Source organism: Phormidium sp. FACHB-592 (assembly GCF_014695795.1).
Classification (GTDB): domain Bacteria; phylum Cyanobacteriota; class Cyanobacteriia; order Leptolyngbyales; family Leptolyngbyaceae; genus Stenomitos.
Genome location: NZ_JACJOZ010000103.1, coordinates 464,253 through 484,949, shown reverse-complemented (window position 1 = coordinate 484,949; position 20,697 = coordinate 464,253). Strand labels below are relative to the sequence as shown.

The 20,697-nt window shown below is 49.3% G+C and carries 14 protein-coding genes; 7 read left to right on the top strand and 7 right to left on the bottom strand.

The features are described from left to right. Positions 1–246: 246 nt before the first annotated feature. Positions 247–2,304 (top strand): single-stranded-DNA-specific exonuclease RecJ, encoded by a 2,058-nt coding sequence (gene recJ, locus H6F86_RS28905; protein ID WP_190454150.1) that lies wholly within the window; start codon positions 247–249, stop codon positions 2,302–2,304. Between the two features lie 32 nt (positions 2,305–2,336). Here recJ and urtE read toward each other — a convergent pair whose 3' ends face one another. From urtE to ureG, 6 genes are all read right to left on the bottom strand, one after another. Next, positions 2,337–3,050, bottom strand: coding sequence for an urea ABC transporter ATP-binding subunit UrtE (gene urtE / locus H6F86_RS28900; protein WP_347241309.1), 714 nt, complete (start codon positions 3,048–3,050; stop codon positions 2,337–2,339). Continuing rightward, complete coding sequence (gene urtD, locus H6F86_RS28895) at positions 3,025–3,822, bottom strand: urea ABC transporter ATP-binding protein UrtD (protein ID WP_190454145.1); 798 nt, start codon at positions 3,820–3,822, stop codon at positions 3,025–3,027. Before urtD ends, urtE begins: the two co-directional genes overlap by 26 nt. Before the next feature lie 98 nt (positions 3,823–3,920). Next, entirely contained in the window at positions 3,921–5,159 is a 1,239-nt protein-coding gene (urtC, locus tag H6F86_RS28890; RefSeq protein ID WP_190454141.1) for an urea ABC transporter permease subunit UrtC, read from the bottom strand. A gap of 111 nt (positions 5,160–5,270) precedes the next feature. Continuing rightward, the gene (urtB, locus tag H6F86_RS28885) at positions 5,271–6,218 is read right to left on the bottom strand and encodes an urea ABC transporter permease subunit UrtB (RefSeq protein ID WP_190454138.1); all 948 of its coding nucleotides are present in this window, start codon (positions 6,216–6,218) and stop codon (positions 5,271–5,273) included. A 102-nt stretch (positions 6,219–6,320) separates the two neighbouring features. Next, entirely contained in the window at positions 6,321–7,718 is a 1,398-nt protein-coding gene (locus tag H6F86_RS28880; RefSeq protein ID WP_190454136.1) for an ABC transporter substrate-binding protein, read from the bottom strand. Positions 7,719–8,067: 349 nt separating this feature from the next. Continuing rightward, positions 8,068–8,700: an urease accessory protein UreG gene (ureG, locus tag H6F86_RS28875; protein ID WP_190454133.1), complete on the bottom strand. Its 633-nt coding sequence runs from the start codon at positions 8,698–8,700 to the stop codon at positions 8,068–8,070. A 352-nt stretch (positions 8,701–9,052) separates the two neighbouring features. On the opposite strand from ureG, the gene H6F86_RS28870 reads away from it, so the two are divergent. After that, positions 9,053–10,549 (top strand): DUF4365 domain-containing protein, encoded by a 1,497-nt coding sequence (locus tag H6F86_RS28870; protein ID WP_190454129.1) that lies wholly within the window; start codon positions 9,053–9,055, stop codon positions 10,547–10,549. Positions 10,550–10,780: 231 nt separating this feature from the next. Here the strand turns inward: H6F86_RS28870 and H6F86_RS28865 are convergent, their stop codons facing one another. Continuing rightward, positions 10,781–11,584: a tryptophan-rich sensory protein gene (locus tag H6F86_RS28865; RefSeq protein ID WP_242033724.1), complete on the bottom strand. Its 804-nt coding sequence runs from the start codon at positions 11,582–11,584 to the stop codon at positions 10,781–10,783. Positions 11,585–11,703: 119 nt separating this feature from the next. On the opposite strand from H6F86_RS28865, the gene H6F86_RS28860 reads away from it, so the two are divergent. The 5 genes from H6F86_RS28860 to mrdA all read left to right on the top strand — a co-directional run bounded on the left by H6F86_RS28860 (position 11,704) and on the right by mrdA (position 20,579). Beyond that, the gene (locus H6F86_RS28860; RefSeq protein ID WP_190454126.1) at positions 11,704–11,874 is read left to right on the top strand and encodes a PCP reductase family protein; all 171 of its coding nucleotides are present in this window, start codon (positions 11,704–11,706) and stop codon (positions 11,872–11,874) included. 105 nt (positions 11,875–11,979) lie between these two features. After that, on the top strand, positions 11,980–12,108 hold the full coding sequence (locus H6F86_RS33030) for a hypothetical protein (protein WP_277881723.1): 129 nt from the start codon (positions 11,980–11,982) through the stop codon (positions 12,106–12,108). A 407-nt stretch (positions 12,109–12,515) separates the two neighbouring features. Next, positions 12,516–16,970 carry a PAS domain S-box protein gene (locus H6F86_RS28850; protein WP_190454119.1) on the top strand — a complete coding sequence of 1,485 codons (4,455 nt, stop codon included), beginning with the start codon at positions 12,516–12,518 and terminating at the stop codon, positions 16,968–16,970. A gap of 387 nt (positions 16,971–17,357) precedes the next feature. Further along, a complete protein-coding gene (locus tag H6F86_RS28845; protein ID WP_190454116.1) occupies positions 17,358–18,500 on the top strand; it encodes a SpoIIE family protein phosphatase in 1,143 nt (380 codons plus the stop codon). A 309-nt stretch (positions 18,501–18,809) separates the two neighbouring features. Continuing rightward, on the top strand, positions 18,810–20,579 hold the full coding sequence (gene mrdA / locus H6F86_RS28840; protein WP_190454113.1) for a penicillin-binding protein 2: 1,770 nt from the start codon (positions 18,810–18,812) through the stop codon (positions 20,577–20,579). The last annotated feature ends 118 nt before the right edge of the window (positions 20,580–20,697 follow it).

Here is a 20,697-nt window from a genome sequence, read left to right as displayed (position 1 = left end):
GTGCTTACTAAAGGCTGACAATGGACTCAAGTGACGAACTTTTAGTCAGAATTGCTCCCCCTTTTTGTAGAGATTCATGCGTCAAGTACTGTGAACGTGCGGTAAATTTAATGGCGGTGAAGGATGCAATACCTTTGTACCAAACTTTCTTGCCTGTAGGAGTTCGCTTCTCGCTTGGTGCATACTGAGCGATGCCAACACTGCTAACGGTTGGTCTGTTTTTTGAAAGCCTGTAACTCAAATTCTGTGATCAAGCAACTCTCCCCCGATGCCGCTACCGTCAGAAAATTACCCGATCAACGCTGGCAAATCGCGATCGCTCAAGCTGACCAGGTAAAGGCGATCGCCCAGGCGACTAAGCTTTCCCCGCTGCTGGCGCAAGTACTGCTAAACCGGGGCATCAACTCTCCAGAGCAAGCGCAACGCTTTTTGCATCCAGAAACCGAGGTGCTTACGTCACCACTGGACGACTTTACAGACCTGCCGCTCAGTTTAGAACTGCTGATCAATGCCATTAATCAGCGCCAGAAAATTGCGATTTGCGGTGATTATGATGCGGATGGGATGACCAGTACAGCCCTGTTGCTACGGGCACTGCGAACACTGGGCGCACAGGTCGATTACGCTATCCCCAGCCGCATGAGTGAAGGGTATGGTATTAACCAGCGCATTGTGGAAGAGTTCTACGACGAAGGCGTAAAGCTGATTTTGACCGTTGATAACGGTATTGCGGCTCATCAACCGATCGCCCGTGCCCGCGAACTGGGTGTTGCGGTCATCATCACCGATCATCATGATTTGCCGCCAACACTGCCAGACGCAAATGCGATCCTCAACCCCAAGTTGATTGCTACCACTTCGCCCTATCGCGGTGTGGCAGGCGTGGGCGTTGCCTATATTCTGGCGATCTCGCTGGCACAAAGCCTGGGCAAAACCTACGAGTTAGGTAACTCCTTGCTGGAGCTGTTTACCCTCGGTACGATCGCGGATCTGGCACCGTTAACGGGCGTAAACCGACGCTGGGTGAGGCAGGGGCTACAACTGTTGCCAAAATCGAAGTTGGCAGGTGTGCAAGCCTTAATTCAGGTGACAGGTCTAAGCGGTGCCAAGCAGATGAAGCCAGAAGCGATCGGCTTTCGGTTAGGACCGCGCATTAACGCCGTGGGTCGGTTGGCTGATCCGCAAATTGTGATTGAGTTGCTGACGACTGACGATGATGGTGAGGCGCTAGAGCGGGCAATGCAGTGCGAACAGATTAACAAGCAGCGCCAGCAGTTGTGTGAACAGATTGAGCAAGAAGCGATCGCGATCGTCGAAGATGCTATCAACCAAACAGCGAACGGTTTAGCCAGTCCCTTTGCGCCGCCTACCAAAGGACGTGTTCTGGTGGTAGTGCAACCCGGATGGCATCACGGCGTCATTGGCATTGTTGCTTCGCGTTTGGTGGAGCGGTACGGAGTGCCCGTCTTTATTGGCACCTATGAAGATGAAGCCCAGACCCACATTCGTGGCTCGGCACGAAGCATTCCCGAATTCAACGTGTTTGATGCGCTCCAGTTTTGCAGCGATTTGCTTGGCAGGTTCGGTGGACATCGCGCAGCAGGGGGCTTTTCCCTAGAGGCTAGCAATTTGGAAGCATTGCGATCGCGCCTTCAAACTTTTGCACATCAGTGCCTTCAGCCCGAACACCTGAAGCCCTTAGTCGTTATCGACACCCAGGCAACTGTCGAACAGCTTGATCTCAGCCTTTATGCCCAGATTGATGCACTGCATCCCTGCGGCATCGAAAACCCCGATCCGGTCTTTTGGTCTGCGAATGTACGCATCTGTGAGCAAAAACGCATTGGCAAAGGGCATATCAAGCTAGTAGTCACCCAGGATGATGCCATAACTGAAGCGCGCAAGTTCACAGCAATTGCGTGGCGCTGGGGAGACTACTATCCACTGCCCAGCCATCTTGATCTTGCGTACCGTCTGCGAACTAATGACTGGAACGGCGAAATTTCCCTGGAGCTAGAGTTGGTCGGTGCCCGCAAACCTAGCGCGATCGCCGCTGTTACCTTTTTGCTTAACGGTCGCACCTATACTTGCGAGGAACTTAAGCACTCGGCAGGCAGACAGCTTAGAATCCGCAATGACCAAGGGAAGGAACTAATTGTGCAGCAGGGTCAAAAGGTAGCCACTTTAAATGAGGCACAGCGTGAACCAACATCGGTAGATATTTGTAAACCTCCCTATTACGCTGTGGTTAAAGCCGCCTCAGAAGCGATAGACAGTGCTAACGGCAAGTTGGGCTTTGTGTGATCTATTTGCCGTAGATGCAAGCGCTACCAACGCTAAACTGCAAGGTATTTATGCACCAGCGTGTCAGTTAAATCGGCTGTGTTGCCTTTTGCCACAACCGAACCTTTTTCCATGATGAAAAACTTCTGGGCAAGCTGGCGAGCAAAGTCAATCTTTTGCTCAACCACGACAACCGTGATGCCTTTTTCACGGTTGATCCGCTTGAGTGTTTCTTCAATTTCCTGAACGATCGAGGGCTGAATACCTTCGGTTGGCTCATCCAGCAGCATGATTTTGGGGTTGCTCAAGAGCCCACGGGCGATCGCCAACTGCTGTTGTTGTCCACCGCTCAATAGCCCGCCTTGACGCTTGAGATGTTGCTTCAGCATGGGGAAGAACTCAAAAATTTCTTCTGAGATCTTTTTCGACTTTTGCTTGGCGGCGGTCATGCCCAGCTTCAAGTTATCCAGCACTGACAGGTAGGGAATAATCTCCCGACCCTGAGGAATAAAGGAAATACCGTAACGGGCACGCAAGTAAGTGGGCGTTTTGGTGATTTCGTCTGCATCAAAAATAATGCTGCCAGACGAGACTTTGTTCAGCCCAATCACGCTGCGGAGAAGTGTCGTTTTACCCACCCCATTACGACCCAGAATGCAAGCAATTTCGCCTTTTTCAACTGCCATATCGACGTTGAACAACACAGGTGTTTGACCGTAAGAGACGGTGACATCCGATAGATTAAGCAGCGGCATCGATTCGTTCACGACCTAAATACACCTCAATAACTTTGGGATTTGTCTGTACTTCCTGGACGGAGCCTTCGGTGAGCTTCTCGCCTTGATGCAACACCACAATACGTTGAGCAATCTGTTTCACAAATTCCATGTCGTGCTCAATGACCACAACTGCATGATGGTTTGCCAGCGTTTTGATAATCTCACCCGTCTCGTGAGTTTCATCTGTGGTCATACCGGCGGTGGGTTCATCCAGCAGCACTACTGTAGGATCTTGAGCCAGCACCATGCCGATTTCAATCCACTGCTTTTGCCCGTGAGAAAGGGATGAAACTTTGGTAAACGCTTTGTCCAGTAGACCAATACGCTCAAGAACCGTTTCAATTTTGGCTTTCTTGACGCTTGTGAGCTTGGTTTTGATGGAGGCAAACACACCATGCGACCCTTTCAGCGCCAGCAGAATGTTCTCAAAAACGGTTAGGTCGTTGTAGACGTTGGGATTCTGGAACTTGCGCCCAATGCCCATGTGAGCGATCGCATGCGGTCTTTTGTTGGTGATCTCGTTCCCTTTGTAATAGACGTGACCAGACGCAACAGGCGATTTGCCAACGATCGCATCCAGCAGCGTACTTTTACCCGCACCATTGGGTCCAATAATGGTGACAATTTCCCGATCAGCGACATCCAGGCTCACGCCTTTAATCGCCTGAAAGCCGGAGAACACAACTTTCACATCTCTGACAGACAGAATCGATTCGGCGGGTTGTGCCCTGACATCGTTGGCAGACAAGAGTGTATCCATACTAGCCTTGTGTTCAAGTTGATTAACGTACCTTACAATTCCTCGCCGCCGCTGTTCTGTGACCTAACTAGCGCTTTGAGAACGCATTGACTCAGAGACTATTTCAGCTTTGAGCGCCCTTTGGACGATCGTGCTGAACCGCTTACAGTTCTGCTCCAGGCAATGAGCGATCGACCTGAACGCTGCACCATCCGTTGTAGTGGAGTGAACCAATCAAAGAGCCGTGCCTGCACAAAACCTGAGGTTGTGTTGGGGGCGGGCAAAAGGCTGCTTTGTTCGGCTAGCTTGAACTGCTTCGGCAACAAACCCATCAGCCCATCTGGTAAAAACAAGACAACAATCAGCAGCATAATGCCGACAATCAACTGCCAGTCTTGTGTAATTCGGTCTACAGAGTTTTGCAATTGACCCAGCAAAATGGCAGCAATTAAGGGACCAACCAGGGTGCCCCGACCGCCAACTGCTACCCAAATAACGACCTGTGTACCAAAGGCAACGCCCAGATAAACGGGTGAAATAAAGCGGTTCAACGGTACAAACAAGCCACCCGCAATCCCTGCAATGCCTGCGGATAGAGTCCAGATGAAAATTTTGAAGCTGGCAACGTCATAGCCCAGGTAGGAAATCCGCTGTTCATTCTCTTTGATGGAACGCAGAACCAAGCCAAAGTTAGACTGCGTTAACCAATAACTGCCCGCCAACACAGCGGCAGCAAAGATGAGAATCATAAAATAAAGACCGATCGGCGGAATGACTAAGCCACCGAACAGAGTCAATCTAGAGACATCTGTAATGCCATTTGTACCACCTGTGTACGCCTGTTGGCTGACAAAGAATGTAGTGAGCGCTGAGGCGATCGCCAGCGTAATGATCGTGATATAAACACCGCTGACCTTTGAGCGAAAAATGAAAGAGCCAATGATGTAGGCAAATGCTGCGGGAAGCGCCACCATCGCGATCGCTGCAATGGGAAAAAATTGCAGGGGTGCAATAAACCAGGGCAACTCTTTTAGCCCGTTCCACACCATGAAGTCAGGCAGCGTACCGCCATAGTTATTGGCAGTTGCAGAGAGGTTCAGCTTCAGGTAATACGCCATCGCATAACCGCCCAGCGTAAAGAAAACGCCGTGGGCAAAGCTCAAAATGCCTGTAAAGCCCCAAACCAGATCGAGTGAGATTCCCAGCACACCAAACAGCAGTAGCTTTGCCATCAAGTTTGCCTGAAACTCACCCGCGACAAATGGCAGAATAGCGAGAATCAAAAAGGCGATGCCACCGATCGCCAGTAGTTTGACTGGTACGGTTGATTGTCGCAGCCGACCCATAACCTGTGTCACGTTGAAAACCCCCTACATTGATGGCAAAAAACAAACCCCGCCAAGCGATGCAACGTTTTTTGCTGCTGGTCTAGAACAGAATATCTATCTCACAACCAACAGCTAAAAACTCTAAGCCCGTTTCTGTACCGTGAACAGACCTTCGGGACGGTAACGGATCAAGACGATGACAGAAAAGAGCACAATGACTCGTGCCGCCGGATCGTTTAGCAGATAGGCGATCGCGGAGTTAGCCGACCCAATCAGCACCGAACCTGCCAGTACGCCGATCAATTTGTCTACACCACCCGTTACAACCGTCATCCAGGCATCCACCAGGTAGTCTTGCCCCATGGGTGGTGCCACGCTTTTTAAGGACGAAATGACTGAACCTGCAATGCCAGCCAGACCACAGCCGTAGGCAAACGTTGCCATGTCTACTAGGCTCGTATTCACGCCCAAACACCGCGTCATCTCCCGGTTTTGCGTCACTGCCCGAATCTGACGACCCAGAGCTGTCTTGTAGAGTAAGAACGCCGTTAACCCCAGTAACGCGATCGCTACAGCAAAGATGAACAGCCGGTAGTACGAGATTTCAACCGACTGACCACCCGCATTGAAGAGGGATAGATTGCCTTTAATATAGGGTGGCGCTTTCACATACTTTAACTGCGCCGTAAAGATCAGCTTGACGACACCTTGCAACACAATGCTGAGTCCCCACGTTGCCAGCAGTGTTTCTAGCGGTCGCCCATACAGCTTTCGGATGATAGTAATTTCAACGATCGCCCCAATTACTGCCGTCAGCAAGAAGGCAAAGGGAATCGTGAGCAGCAAATCCATCTTGAAGTTCTTTTGCAGCACAAAGGTGGTGTATGCACCCAGCATGATGAACTCCCCATGTGCCAGGTTGATGATCCGCATCACTCCAAACGTGATTGCCAAACCTAACCCAGTTAGCAGCAAAATACCTATGATCCCGATACCATTCAAAAGTTGATTGGCAAAGGCGATCGGGTCAATGCTTTTTGCTGGTGGAGACGACTGTGCTAGATAGACCAGAGACGAAAGAAAATCCATGAACCCCCCTACTCAACCAGAACAGCATCTTGTCAAATGAGCCTTGATGAAAACAGCCTGACCAAACACGATCGCGTCCGGTCAGGCTCAGGTTTGCAGGCGCTATGCCTGCTTCAGAAACTCAACCGGAATATCCTTCTTCGTTTCTATAGTGGGGTTGCTGCGATCGTCAGGTGTCTTGTGCTTGCAGATCCGACCCTTGTAGAGCGCTTGGCTCCAGGGAATCGGCTTCACTGCCGCCTCAGTGGAAAACACAATTTCTGCCTGCCCATCTTCTTTCCACTTGCCAATGCGGGAGTACAGATAGGTGTGGTAGTTATCGGGGTCAACTTTGACGGTGCCCTGTGGTGCCTTAAATTCTTGTCCACGAGTGGCTTCACGCAGGTTTGCGGTTGTCAATTCCTTGCCTTCGCTCACGCACTTCTCCATCGCCTGTGCCATAAAGAAGGTTTGGAGATAGGCGGCTTCCATCACCCCATTGGTTACACGATCGGGACCAAACTTTGCCTTGAACTGTTCTACAAACGCTTTGTTCTCGGGCGTATCAACCGTTTGGAAATAGTTAAAGCTGCTGTAGTGCCCTTCGGCAAACTCAGAACCCATCGCCTGAATTTCTTCTTCGGTGGTGGGGTACGCCATGATGGGCGTGTCGGCTGACGTGAGTCCAGCGTCTTTGTACTGCTTGTAGAACGCGGGAATGCTATCACCCACCAGGTTGCTCAACACAAAGTCAGGTTTTGCCTGCTTGATTTTGTTGATAATGGTGATGAACTCGGTTGTCCCCAGTGCAGCATATTCATCGCCAACCACTTCTCCACCGGCTTTGACAAGCTCGGCTTTCGCAATCCGGTTGCTTTCTTTGGGGTAGATGTAGTCAGACCCGATGAAGAAGCCTTTCTTGCCAAAGTTTTTAGCGCAGTAAGGGATCGAGTCAGTGATTTGCTGGTTCGGTGCTGCGCCCGTATAGATGACGTTGGAACTACACTCGTTTCCTTCGTAGTAAACGGGGTAGTAGAGCATTTTGTCTTTTTCTTCAAAGACAGGCAGTACAGATTTGCGGCTGGCGGAGGTATAGCAACCCAGGACGCAAACCACTTTGTCTTCGTCGATCAACCGCTTTGACATCTGGTTGTACAAATCCCAGTTGGAGTCTGGGTTGACGACCACTTGCTCAATCTTTTTGCCCTTAATCCCTTGCTTACCTGCCCAGGGACCTTTGCCTTCGTTGATTTGCTCGATCGCCAAAAAGGTAGCGTCTTGCAGAGATTTTTCCACAATGGCGATCGATCCCGTTGTGGAGTACATTACCCCAACCTTGATGCCATCGCCAGATGCGGTTGATGCCACCGGGCTAGCACCAGGTGATGCAGCGGTATCACCCGTTTGGGTGCCGCCAGAGCAAGCGGCAAGAATACTAGAGCCAAGTGCAAGCGAACCATACTGGATAAACCGACGACGGTTGATGCCACCAAGTATGATCTGGGATCGACGCGACTTCATGAAGCAATTCTCCTTCCTGTAAAAAGCTTGTATGTGCAATCCCATGCAACCGAGCTGGCGTGATCGCGAAGCCCGACTTAGTAATCCTTTATGTAGAGGAGTGCAGCAATACTGTGTGATATTAGAGTTACGCCTGCACAGTATTTGTATCTGGCTATACAAATAACTTTTGGTCAAGCTTAAAAGGCACTCGGTGAGCCAGATCACAAGCTACCAAAGAGATAGATCACAAATTGCTAAGGGCATACGTTCATGCCACGATCGCTCCCTTGCTCCCATGCGCAGGCAATCTGCCTTAAGTCATTGGGCTTTGACCCCTTTAGCAGCACGACAGCGTTGAGCTTTCAACTTATGCAGAGGTTTGCACTTGACTCGCGTGGAGGCTGGGCGGCAAGTTGGCAACTAGAAAAGCAATGACAGCCGTTAACCCTTCCTGAGTTTTGAGATTGGAAAAGATGAATGGCTTGGTGCCCCGCATTTTTTTGGCATCTCGATCCATCACGTCTAAATCTGCACCGACATAAGGGGCTAGGTCAATTTTGTTGATCACTAACAGATCAGACTTGGTGATTCCTGGACCACCCTTGCGGGGAATTTTGTCGCCACCCGCGACATCAATCACATAGATGGTGAGATCCACTAACTCTGGGCTGAAGGTGGCTGCCAGGTTATCGCCGCCGCTTTCTACAAACACCAGATCGAGATCAAGAAATTGCTGCTCCAGGTCTTCGATCGCCGCCAGGTTCATTGACGCATCTTCCCGAATTGCCGTATGCGGACAGCCTCCTGTTTCTACCCCACGGATGCGATCGCCCTCTAATGCCTGACTCCGCACCAAAAACTGTGCGTCTTCCTGGGTGTAAATATCGTTGGTGACGACTGCCAGATGGTAGCGATCGCGCAGCGCCTTACACAACGCCTCTACCAGCGCTGTCTTCCCCGAACCCACCGGACCCGCGACCCCAACTCGAAAAGCACTCATAGGATTTCAGTTCTTTGGCTTTAGATTCTAAACCAATTAAGAGATCCGTGGAGACCAGAGATTTATTTGAAGTGAGGGGCGATCGCATAAGTAGAGAATGGCGATAGCGCAGGCAATTAGGTTCTTAACCGATACAGCAACCCAAATAGCAGGTAATAGGGGAACAATTCACAAAAGAACAAACCCAAGAAACTTGTTGGAAATCGGTACAGAAATTCAACAAGCTGCTCAAAAGCCGAGGTTATCAAAAGTGCAATTACAATCTCTCTGATTTTTTCAATAATGTGTAAAATTTTATAGGTCAATCCGTGTCATCAGCATGAATCAGCGACCGCGCCGACTTACGGGAAAGATGCAGCAAGAAGACATTAGCAGATGTCAGTTCAAGGAGTGGTTGACGAGATTTGGTTGGCAAGCTATTGAACCGCAACGTGATTTAGGCGAAGACATGCTGATTCACGTTTATTTTGATGGTCGAGCGACAGGTACTATATTTCACATTCAACTCAAAAGCGTGACTAATCTTGAACAACGCAGGAATAAAAGAAGTGATTCTTTATCTTATCCCTTTGAGGTGAAGGACTTAAAACACTGGGCTGAATTTGATCAACCAGTTGTTTTAGTAATTTGGGACATTATTCTTCGAGAAGGACGATGGATCCTAGTAGATGATGCTGTCTCTTGTCTGAACGAAAAGAATTCAACCTGGAGAAACAAGAAAACAGTTAGTGTCAATATCGTTTGGAAAAACGATACAAGCAATAGTGGGTTTGCAAAACTTCGTAGAAATATAGGGAACTATTTCTATCCCCTCATCTCAAGAGACAAAGAACTCAAATTGAGACTTAGAACGAACTTCACAAATACCAGCGAGGGGTTGAAAGAAAAAGAAAATTTCCAAAAATTTATACGTAAGGGCGAACCTTTAATTCTTGATGAAGAGTATATCAAAGGAGTAGATTTTTCAGAATGGTGGTCTAAGTGGTTTCTTCCTGATGGTGCTCGTTTTTACCAAATTGAGATTATACCGAAAGGCGATAAGGAGGTTATTGCAAATAAGATTGAGTTTCTTGGGAGAAATGGAAAGTCAGTTGTTTTTGAGAATGTCGTATTCTGTGCGATTCGAGCAGGAACAGAATTGTTACTTCTCAGTAACGAACACCAATTTTACCCAGTTCATTTTCAGATAGAGTACCGAAAAACAGAAGGTGGCTGGACCGAAACTTTTCAACCACAATTCACATTGTCAGGACACAATGTTACAGACACTAGAAAAATTGTAGATTTTTGGGAAATATCTGCTTCTGGTGGAAGGATAGTAGTAGAATTTTCAAACTCTGAACATGGGATAAAACTAGACGAGTTCAGCGAATTTTTACCTCAACTGAATCCTCTCCCTCCTTATTTCATTGAATTTGTTGATAAGTTGTATAAAATACAGAATCTAACTGGATGCATCATAAATATTCCTTTAGATATTAGTGACTGGGCTATATCATTTACAAATCAACTTTTCGAGATCATCTCAACAGGAATATTATATGTTGACTGCCCTAAGATAAAAATTAACTACACTGCTGATCGACGTAAACCTTTAATAGAAGAGTCTGACGAAGGTGGGTTTATTGAAATTGTTGAGTTAATTGCCAATTCTTCAGCAGAGATTTTTGGAACAGAAATCTCGCTTGGCAAGCGCGAAGACACTATTCGAGGAAAACTTACCTTGACCAAAGAACTTGTGAGTAAGGTGTCAGAACTTAAAGAAGGAGAGGCTATAGAAATAGATCTTTTTGAAGTGACGATTATTAGAAAATTTGAGAGCTGGATACAAAAACAACATTGCAACTAAAAAAATAAATCGTCGTGGCTTCGGTTTTCTGCTGTCAATGTTCTTTATGAAGCTGCACTAGTCAATAAAAAGGTACTCCGAAAATTTTAGAAACAGTGTAGCTCATCCTTTAACTTCTCAATCCTCAACTTGCAATTTCTCGGCTCGCTTAAGCTCCCTCATGTTGTGTGTTATCAGTGGTAGGTTAACTGACAGAGCGATCGCAACCTGACTGATACAGAACACGGTTGTTTACTTGCCCACAAAACTGGCTAGTGGTCTTCGCTTCTTTCGGCTAAAAACCAGTAGAGCGACCAGCACGATCGACAGCACGATCGCCGTTATCCAGATCGCTGGGTTGGCAGCCTGACGCACCGCGATCGCGACATACGCCCAAACAAAGACGAGCGTAAAGGTGATATCTGCCTGCCGCAGCGCAACAGTAGCAGCGATCGTTGCACTCACCAGCAGCATAATTACCGTCCAGGCAGTCGCGTTGATACCCCACCCTTGCCATCTAGCCGCATACAGTGCTGATGCCACATTGACGACCGTTGCAACTGAAATCCAGCCGAGATAAAGGCTAAAGGGAAGGTGTGCAAAACGCAAGCGATCGCGTGAGACTCGCACGTTGCCGCTGCTCAATTGTAGGTATGCCCCAATCAGCGCCAGCAGTATGCCCAGCATTGCCACGATCGACAGCCCAAAGAACCGCAGCGTAAAGAGATACACCCAAATCATCTGCGCGACACAGGCAACAATCAGCAGCCAGTTCACCCGCTGAAACGTGGGATGCCGACGCTGAGCCGGACGAAGCTGGTAAAAGCCGTAGGCAAGCAACCCCAGGTAAATAAGTCCCCAAATGGCAAAGGCATAGTTGGCGGGCGTAATCTGCACCCCTTTCAGAATGGTGTTGGCGATCGCGCCAATATTCAGACCTTTCGGCGGATACAGGTTAGACAGTACATTTACCATCAGCGTGGCAAAGATCGCTATGAGGGTGGCGATCGCCAAACCTAGCCCTGAACCTGGTTCTCGCGTAAATGTTCTCATCATTAGAGCGGTGCCTGCTGCATACTACATCCATCCTAAAGGGATGGAGCCATCCTGACGCTGCCTAATCCTAAAACACGGGTTACATTAAATAGGCTGTACAAAACCTGTATGAAGGCTTTATGAGTAATGCCATTGAGTGGACAGTAGAAGCGGAAGCTCGCTTGAAGGAAATTCCGTTTTTCGTGCGTCCTGCTGCCCGCAAAAAGATTGAGAAATTTGCCCAAGAGTCTGGCATGACTCAGATTACGATCGAGGTTTACGAACAGGCAAAGAAACAATTTGGTTCGTAGAACCAGACAGTAGCGATCAATCTGGTCAACGATTCGGTCAACTTCTAGATCTACGCCCACTGCAAATGTGAGATCGGTATGCCGCTAGTCACACTTACCATCGTGATGGTTGCCACCCTAGCGCTGATCAATCTGTTAGTGCTACCACTTGACTGGTTAAGTGCCTTGAGTCTGCCAACATGGCTCTATTTAGCTGGGGCATTAGCGCTACTATCCTGGTGCCTCGACGATTAGCAAACGGCTATTGCCTGTCTGTTCAGCTTCGCCTTCAGTTTGTATGCTTAAAAGCTTGCAGTCTTAAGTAGGAGGGCTAAATTAAGCACTACTGAGAGACCAGGTTGAACGCAGTCGAGACCCGCCGACATATAGGACTGAGAGCCTTGAGACCCTGGCGTAAGTGCTCTGTCGAAGGGCAGCTTATCAATAATTATGCTCAGCTACTTAGTCGTAGGGCGATCGCCGTGCTGCCAAGTGCAGGAAAATGGTCTGAGAGCGTGAGTGTCGCTACTGATTAGGGCAGACTCATAAAATATTTGGGCAGTCACGGACAGCCTCAGTCATTTGTAAGCAAAGCTCTAGCAACGCAGGACTAATAACTGCGCCTCTACAACAGTCTTATGGCGTAGGTGAAATGGTTACAGATGAGCAAAAGGCGTACTGAAGCAGGCAACCAGAGGGTAGATATGAAGGCAGTGCCACAAACAGAGGAAACGAAGCGGCTAGAGGCTCTGTTTCAGTACCAAATTCTGGATACAGCGCCTGAGGAAGCCTTCGATGACCTGACGCAGCTAGCGGCTCAGGTTTGCGGTACACCGATGGCGATGATGACTCTGGTAGCGGGCGATCGCCAGTGGGTTAAGTCAAAAGTAGGGGTGGCGATCGATACCCTAGAGCTTCACGTTGGCTTTTGCGCTCTCTGCGTCGAACGGCGAGAGCCTCTCATCATTGCTGATACCGCCGCTGATCCTCAGTTTGCCAAAAACGTAGTGGTAACAGATGCGCCGTATGTCCGCTTTTATCTGGCTGTTCCTTTAATTACACCATCAGGGTATGCGATCGGCACCCTTTGCGTGATGGATCGGCAGCCTCGCGAACCGCAGCCAGCGCTTGTGGATGCTCTTTGTCGGCTCGGTCGCCAGGTCGTCAGACAGCTAGAGCTACGCCTGAGTCTTGATGCGTTGACGACTGCGATCGACGAACGGCGGCAGGTCGAGGTCGCACTCCAACGCAGTGAAGGTCGCTTTCGGGGTGCGTTTGACTCTGCCGCAATCGGCATGGCGCTCGTTGGGCTTGATGGACGCTTCTTGCAAGTCAATCGCTCAATCTGCGCCATTTTTGGTTACTCCGAGTCAGAAATGCTGACCAAAACCTTTCAAGAGTTGACCTATCCTGATGACCTGGAGCAAAATTTGCGCTTTTTTCAGCAAATGTTGTTAGGCGAGGTTGAGTCCTATCAGTTAGAAAAACGCTACCTTCACAAAACAGGGCATATAGTGTGGGTCTTGCTCACATCGTCTCTGTTGCGCGATGCCGAGGGTAATCCGCTACACCTGGTTTCTCAGCTTCAAGATATTACCCAGCGCAAGCTGACCGAACATGCCTTGCAGCAAAGCGAAGCCCATTTTCGTGACCTGGTGCAAAAGCTCTCAACAGGTATTGCGTTGCAGGGGTCAAAGGCTGAAATGTTGCTGGTTAATCCAGCCGCCCTAAAAATGTTGGGGCTAGACGAAGCCCAAATGATGGGGATGTCATCTCTAGATCCTCGCTGGCGAGTCGTGCATGAAGACGGCTCTCCCTTCCCTGGTGAAGAGCATCCTGTACCTCAGGCGATCGCCACTGGCAAACCTGTACATAACGTTGTCATGGGCGTGTATCGTCCCAAATTTGGTGATCTGGCTTGGCTTTTAGTCAACGCCGACCCACACTTCAACCCTGATGGCAGCATCCAGCACGTTCTTTGTTCCTTCAACAACATTACCGATCGCAAGCAAATCGAGGAAACCTTACGCAAGACTGAAGCTCGCAGTCAGGCGTTGCTTAATGCCCTTCCTGACCTGATGCTACGCGTCAACCGTGAGGGTGTTTACCTGGATGTCAAATTTGCTAAAGACTTTGGTACGCTTCTGCCGCCTGCTGAAATTATTGGCAAATGTGAAGCCGATGCCCTGCCTCCCGAAGTAGCTCAGAAGCGTCGCCACTGCCTGGAGCAAGCCCTTAAAACCGGCGAACTCCAATTTTGTGAATATCAACTGACGCTGGAGGATGGTATTCACTATGAAGAAGCCCGCATTGCCGTTAGTGGTGATGATGAAGCCGTAATCATCGTGCGCGATGTCACCCAACGCAAACTGGCAGAAGCAGAGCTAGAAAGTCAAAACTACCGCGCCTACCTCCTTACCGCGATCACTCTCCGTATTCGGCAATCGCTGAAGCTAAGTGAGATTTTGAGTACAACGGTGGCTGAGGTGCGCCAGTTTCTGCAAGTCGATCGCGTTCTCATGTATCGCTTTGAACCGAATTGGGATGGCACGGTTGTTGTGGAGTCGGTCGCTCCGGGCTGCATGTCTACCTTGGGAGCGATGGTTCAGGACACCTGCTTTAAAGATGGTGGTTGGCAAGTGTACTACCGGGGCAGAACGCAGATACTCGACGATGTTGAACAGGCTTCCCTTTCCACCTGTTACAAAGACCTGCTGGCTCAATTTCAAGTGCGAGCCAATCTGGTAGTGCCCATTCTCGAAGGGCGTAGTGCCACTGGCAAAACCAGGCTTTGGGGGTTGCTCATTGCTCATCATTGCGCTGCTCCTAGGCATTGGCGCGCTTTTGAAATTGACTTTTTGACCCAGCTAGCTGATCAGGTGGGCATTGCGCTGACGCAGGCGCATTTGTTAGTACGCGAAACCCAACAGCGCGAACAATTAGCACAACATAATGTGGCGCTAGAGCAAGCCCGTCGCGAGGCAGAGCAAGCCTCTCAGATGAAAAGTACCTTTCTGGCAACTGTCAGCCACGAAATTCGCACACCAATGAACGGTGTCTTGGGCATGACTGGGCTGCTCAAGGAAACCAGCCTTAACTCAGAACAGCGCGATTTTGTCGAGACGATCCAGACCAGTGGTGAAACGCTGCTGCATTTGATCAATCAAATCCTCGATTTTTCTAAGCTGGAAGCTGGGGAAATGGAGCTAGACGCGATCGACTTTAACCTAAACCTATGTGTCGAAGAGGTCGCAGGCATCCTGGCTCCCGTTGCCCATGCTAAACGGCTTGAACTGGCAACCCTCGTTTACCGAAACCTACCGACTCAACTTCGCGGCGATGCCAATCGGCTTCGGCAAATTCTGACCAATCTGGTGGGCAATGCGATTAAGTTCACCAGCACTGGTGAGGTGGTGGTGCAGGCATCGCTCATTGCTGAAACGTCTACCACAGCCACCATTATGTTCTCTGTAACTGACACGGGTATTGGTATTCCTGCTGCTGGTCTAGAGCGGCTGTTCAAGCCGTTTTCGCAGGTAGATGCGTCTACCACACGACGCTATGGTGGTACAGGCTTGGGGTTAGCCATTGCGCGCCAGTTGGTCGAGCTGATGGGCGGCGAGATTGGAGTGGAAAGTACGCTGGGGCAAGGATCGCGGTTTTGGTTCACGCTGACGTTCGATCGCCCCTATCGTCCGGCTACATCACCGCCACTGACGATCGCCGCTCCCCTCCATCAACTCCGTCTACTGATCGTGGATGACAATGCCACCAATCGCAAAATCATGCGTTATCAGGTTTCTGCCTGGGGGATGCACGCTGATGAAGCTGAAAATGCAACGACCGCGCTCCAGGCGTTGCGAGAACACGCCAGTATGGGCATTCCTTACGACGTAGCAGTGTTAGATATGCGAATGCCAGAGATGGATGGCGAGATGCTGGGCTGTCAGATCAAGGCAGATCCACTGCTAGCTAGCACAAAGCTGATTATGATGACCTCCCTTAATCAGGGGAGCAGCAGTAGCCGGATTTTAGCGCAAGGGTTTTCGGCTTACCTGGTCAAGCCCGTTAAGCAGTCTCGCTTGATCGACTGCATCCTAAATGCCGTGATGGCTGATCCATCGCTGCGATTGCCCCTCGTCCCTGCACCATCTGATGCTGAGCCGTTGGCTTGTCCTTTTGATGCTGGCTCTTTTGATGCTAGCTCGCTACTAGCTAGCAAGACAGGGCGATCGACCGATTCAACTCCTGACAATGCTCATCCCGCAATCCCCCTGACCTTGTTGCTTGTAGAGGATAATGTTGTGAATCAGCGGGTGACATTGAGCCAGCTTAAGCATTTAGGCTATACCGCTGATGTTGCCTCTGATGGCGAAGTGGCGTTACAAATGATGACCCAAACTACTTACGACCTGGTACTGATGGATTGTCAAATGCCTGGGCTGGATGGCTACAGCACAACTCGTGTCATTCGTCGGCTGGAAGAAGGGCAACTGCAACAGGTGATTATTATTGCGCTCACGGCAAATGCGATGAAAGAAGACCGCGATCGATGTCTTGCAACCGGGATGGATGACTACCTGAGTAAGCCACTGCGGAAGGATGTTTTAGCTGCTAAATTAGCCCACTGGAGCCAGGTGCTGCTAGCACGTAGACAGACCGCTACAAGTGCGCTACCATCCCCAGCAATAACTACTGTTCTCCAGCCACCATTGGCACCATCGGCAGACGCGATCGCTTCCTCTACGATCGCCAACCCACCTACGGCTAACAACGCATTGAGCCACGTGATTGATTGGAATTATTTACATCAGCTTTCGGACAATAATGAGGAGTTTGAGCGTGAGCTACTGCATATTTTCGTCGAAGATGTTGGTAATCATCTGGTGAGTCTGAAAGTAGCGATCGAACACCGTCATTTTCTTGACGTAGAACATACCGCTCATCATATTAAAGGTGCCAGTGCTAATGTGGGTCTAGCGGCAATGTCCGCGATCGCGTCTCAATTTGAGCAAGAGGCACGGCACAATCAAATTCAAGCAGATGCGGTTGAACAATTAGCTAAATTGCAACAAACCCTTGATGCTGTTCAACTCTTTCTGTCAACCGAAACCTGAGCCGTAATGGGTATCTGATCAATCATTAAGTAGGAGGGCTAAATTAAGTACTACTTAGAGACTGGGTTTCGGCTGTGCTCAACCTGCCTACACATAAGACTGAGAGCATTGAGACTTCGGCATGAGCTTTCGACCTGAGCATTCATGCCGAAGGGCGCTTAGGCTTCGACGTTGAGCTTAGCGGAAACGTCAAACGCGAAGTCGAAATGCAGCTTGTAAATAACGCCCAGCTACTTACTGACACCTAAAGATTGACACCTAAAGCTGCTGCTTTTACTTTAGTCATTTTAATTAAAGTGATCGCTATGGTAGTTAGGAGGATTGGGAAAACTAATCCGACTATTGCTATAAAAGATAACTCCAAACCTTTAAACTAACTTTCTTTTTATGGCTCAAATCTTAGTTATTGATGACGATCCAACTACTCAGGTTATTCTGAAGAAAATACTTAAAGATCAGGGGCACAACGTTGCTGTTGCCAACAATGGGCTAGAGGGTATTAGACAAGCACGAGAACTTCGTCCATCGCTTATTATTTGCGATTGGCTGATGCCGTTGATCGATGGCTTAGAAGTGTGTCGTCAGCTTAAAACCGATTCTGATTTAGCCAACATTTTCTTTATTTTGTTAACGTCTCGCGGTGCGATCGAAGACCGTGTACATGGGTTAGATAATGGTGCGGATGACTTTTTAGCTAAGCCAGTTGATCTCAACGAACTGAAGGCACGAGTGCGGGCAGGCTTGCGTTTGCAGCAAGCAAATCAAGACTTGCAGACTCAGAAAAACCTGTTGGAAGCTGCTTTTAGCGAAGCGGCAGAGTATGTGCGATCGCTCTTGCCAGCGCCTTTAGAGGGCAGCATTGCGATTGACTCACGGTTTGTACCATCACAACATCTAGGTGGCGATTGCTTCGACTATTACTGGCTTGATCCTGAATACTTAGCGATTTATCTTTTGGATGTTTCTGGGCATGGTTTAGGTGCAGCCTTGCCATCCGTCTCAGTCCTAAATATGCTGCGAGCGCAGTCAATGGGTGACGTAAACTTCTATCAACCCAGCCATGTTTTGACGGCTCTTAACGAAGCCTTTCAAATGGATAGTCAGAATGCCAAATACTTTACAATTTGGTACGGTGTTTATAATCAGACGAAGCAGCAACTGGTTTATTCAAGCGCCGGACATCCGCCTGCTATCTTGCTGCATGACAGCACTGATCAAGGTATTCAAGTCACGCACTTAAAGACGACTGGCATGCCAATTGGTCTCTTTCCTGATACACGTTTTACTGATCAGCGTTGCGATATTGACGAAGCTAGCGTTCTCTATGTGTTCAGCGATGGTCTTTATGAGTTCTTTCAGGGCGATGAGCTTTGGGGCTTTGATGCCTTTGCTGCTTTATTAGTTGACGATCGCGCTGCGATTGAAGCGCACGGCTTAGATCATATTCTGAACCGTATCCATACACTTAATAATCAAGCGGCGTTAGACGATGATTTATCGTTACTGCGAATTCGCTTTGGTGCCAGTTAACTTTAATCTAAGTGCCAGCTAACTTTAATCTAAGCGCTAAAAAATTGGCTGCACTAAATATAGTGAGTTTCGTTAAGCGCTAACGACGAATGCTACAGGGCTTGGTCAGATAGAGCGCTGCTAGAGAGAGAAACTTATGCAATGTTTGTATAAACTTTGCGGATATATTGAAGGCATAAGAGAAGCAAGAGTATTAGACAGACAGTTGCTTGCTACGGCTAGTAATAGATTTAGTTTTCACTGTAAAATTTTGCCCAATTGCCTTGAAAGTTATAGCCGGTATGCTTCTATCGTTGGACGTTCTTAGTCATGGCTAATGGTCTTTCCCTTGCTTCTAAAAACCGCCGTATCCACGTTGGACTGACACAGCGATCGCAGCACGCGGTGATTTTTCTGTTGATTGTAACGGGGTTGATCAGCACTTGCCTGTTGCGATTGATTCAGCTTCAGCTTGTTCAGGGTGAGTATCACCGACATCTTGTTGATAAAAACCGGATTGCACTAGTGCCTTCGCCGTCCGATCGAGGCAACATTCTCGATCGCAATGGCAAGCTGCTGGCATCTAATCGACTGGCGCGATCGGTCTATCTTTCGCCTAGAGAACAATCCAAGGCGCAGTGGGCAGACACCGCAACAAAACTGGGTCGCATTCTTAACATGCCGCCTGAAGAGATTCTTGCCAAGCTAGAACAGGGTGGGTATAACTCTCCCGCACCAGTGCGCGTGAGCCGTGATTTGACACCGTCTGCCTTTGTTGCTTTAGCAGAGACCCATAATCAGTTTCCGGGGTTAGAGATTCGCAGTGAGTCAAACCGCCACTACCCCCATGGCAGTCTAGCCTCGCACATCCTGGGCTATATCAGTGAAGCAACGATTGATGATCTCAAGCAGCATCCTGAGTACCATATGGGGATGCTGGTAGGGCAGATGGGTGTTGAGCGCATTGCCAACAACTCACTTCAAGGGGTGTGGGGTGGGCAACTGCTGGAAGTCGATGCCGCCGGACAAATCGTTAAATCGCTGGGCATGAAGCCGTCGCAGGCTGGTTCGCCGATGCAGCTAACCCTCGATTTGGAGTTACAAAAAACGGCAGAAAAAGCGCTGGCAAAGCGTCGAGGCGCTGTCGTGGCTCTGGATGTGCATACAGGTGAAGTACTCGCGCTGGCAAGTGGACCCACGTTTGATCCCAATTTGTTCACACGCCGCATTTCTCCAGCCGAATGGAAAGAGCTACAGAGCAGCAGTCAGCCCTTTTTGAATCGTGCTTTGCAAGGCTATCCACCTGGTAGCACCTTTAAAGTGGTAACGGCAGCTGCTGGTATTCAGTCTGGCAAGTTTTCGCCCGATTCAACGCTGGCAACCTTTGCCGCACTCAACTTGGGTGGGCACTTGTTTCACGAGCATGGCGCTGGCTATGGGGTGATTGGCTTTCGGGATGCCTTTGCTTACAGCAGCAATACGTTCTTCTATCAGGTGGGGCTGGCAGCGGGACCTGAACAAATTTCTAAATGGGCAAAACGGTTGGGGATTGGCACTACAGACACGATGGGCTTGGATGGTGGAAGCCGGGGCTTAGTACCAACACCCGCGGAGAAGGAGACGTTATACAAAGAACCCTGGTATGGTGGCGACACCGTAAGCATGGCGATCGGTCAAGGGTTGGTGCAGGTCACACCGTTAGAAATGGCAGTAATGACAGCAGCGATCGTGAACGATGGCAAGCGTGTCAAGCCGCATCTACTGAAAGCCCAAACGGCTGATCCCCAACTGAAACCTGAAGCAACTGGGTTAGACCCAGGCACGATCGCCATTATTAAAGCAGGTCTGAACGCCGTTGTACAAAAGGGGACAGCTAAACAGCTTAGCGATGGCTCGATTCCTCCGACTGGCGGCAAGACAGGAACATCCGAAGTGTTGGGGCAACCGGATCATGCCCTCTATGTTGGCTTTGGTCCTGTAGGTAACCCCCGCATTGCAGTGGCAGTTGTGGTCGAGAATGGTGGGTTTGGGGCTGTGTCAGCAGTGCCGATCGCTCACGAACTTTATAAGACGTACTTCAAGTCTCATCCCAAGAAGTGAGGTTAAATCTCCCCCTAACCAGGGGCAGTGTACATAGATCCCTCAGGGAGCCGCAGGTTGTAGAGTGCCCCTCCTTAGTTCCCTTAGATAAAGAAACTTAAACGTTGTAGTTTGGTTT

Coding starts and splice junctions, on each gene's coding strand:
- H6F86_RS28860 (WP_190454126.1), top strand. CDS start 11,704: ATGAGTAATGCCATTGAGTGGACAGTAGAAGCGGAAGCTCGCTTGAAG.
- H6F86_RS28850 (WP_190454119.1), top strand. CDS start 12,516: ATGAGCAAAAGGCGTACTGAAGCAGGCAACCAGAGGGTAGATATGAAG.
- urtD (WP_190454145.1), bottom strand. CDS start 3,822: ATGGATACACTCTTGTCTGCCAACGATGTCAGGGCACAACCCGCCGAA.
- ureG (WP_190454133.1), bottom strand. CDS start 8,700: ATGAGTGCTTTTCGAGTTGGGGTCGCGGGTCCGGTGGGTTCGGGGAAG.
- urtB (WP_190454138.1), bottom strand. CDS start 6,218: ATGGATTTTCTTTCGTCTCTGGTCTATCTAGCACAGTCGTCTCCACCA.
- mrdA (WP_190454113.1), top strand. CDS start 18,810: ATGGCTAATGGTCTTTCCCTTGCTTCTAAAAACCGCCGTATCCACGTT.
- H6F86_RS28880 (WP_190454136.1), bottom strand. CDS start 7,718: ATGAAGTCGCGTCGATCCCAGATCATACTTGGTGGCATCAACCGTCGT.
- H6F86_RS33030 (WP_277881723.1), top strand. CDS start 11,980: ATGGTTGCCACCCTAGCGCTGATCAATCTGTTAGTGCTACCACTTGAC.
- H6F86_RS28865 (WP_242033724.1), bottom strand. CDS start 11,584: ATGATGAGAACATTTACGCGAGAACCAGGTTCAGGGCTAGGTTTGGCG.
- H6F86_RS28870 (WP_190454129.1), top strand. CDS start 9,053: ATGCAGCAAGAAGACATTAGCAGATGTCAGTTCAAGGAGTGGTTGACG.
- H6F86_RS28845 (WP_190454116.1), top strand. CDS start 17,358: ATGGCTCAAATCTTAGTTATTGATGACGATCCAACTACTCAGGTTATT.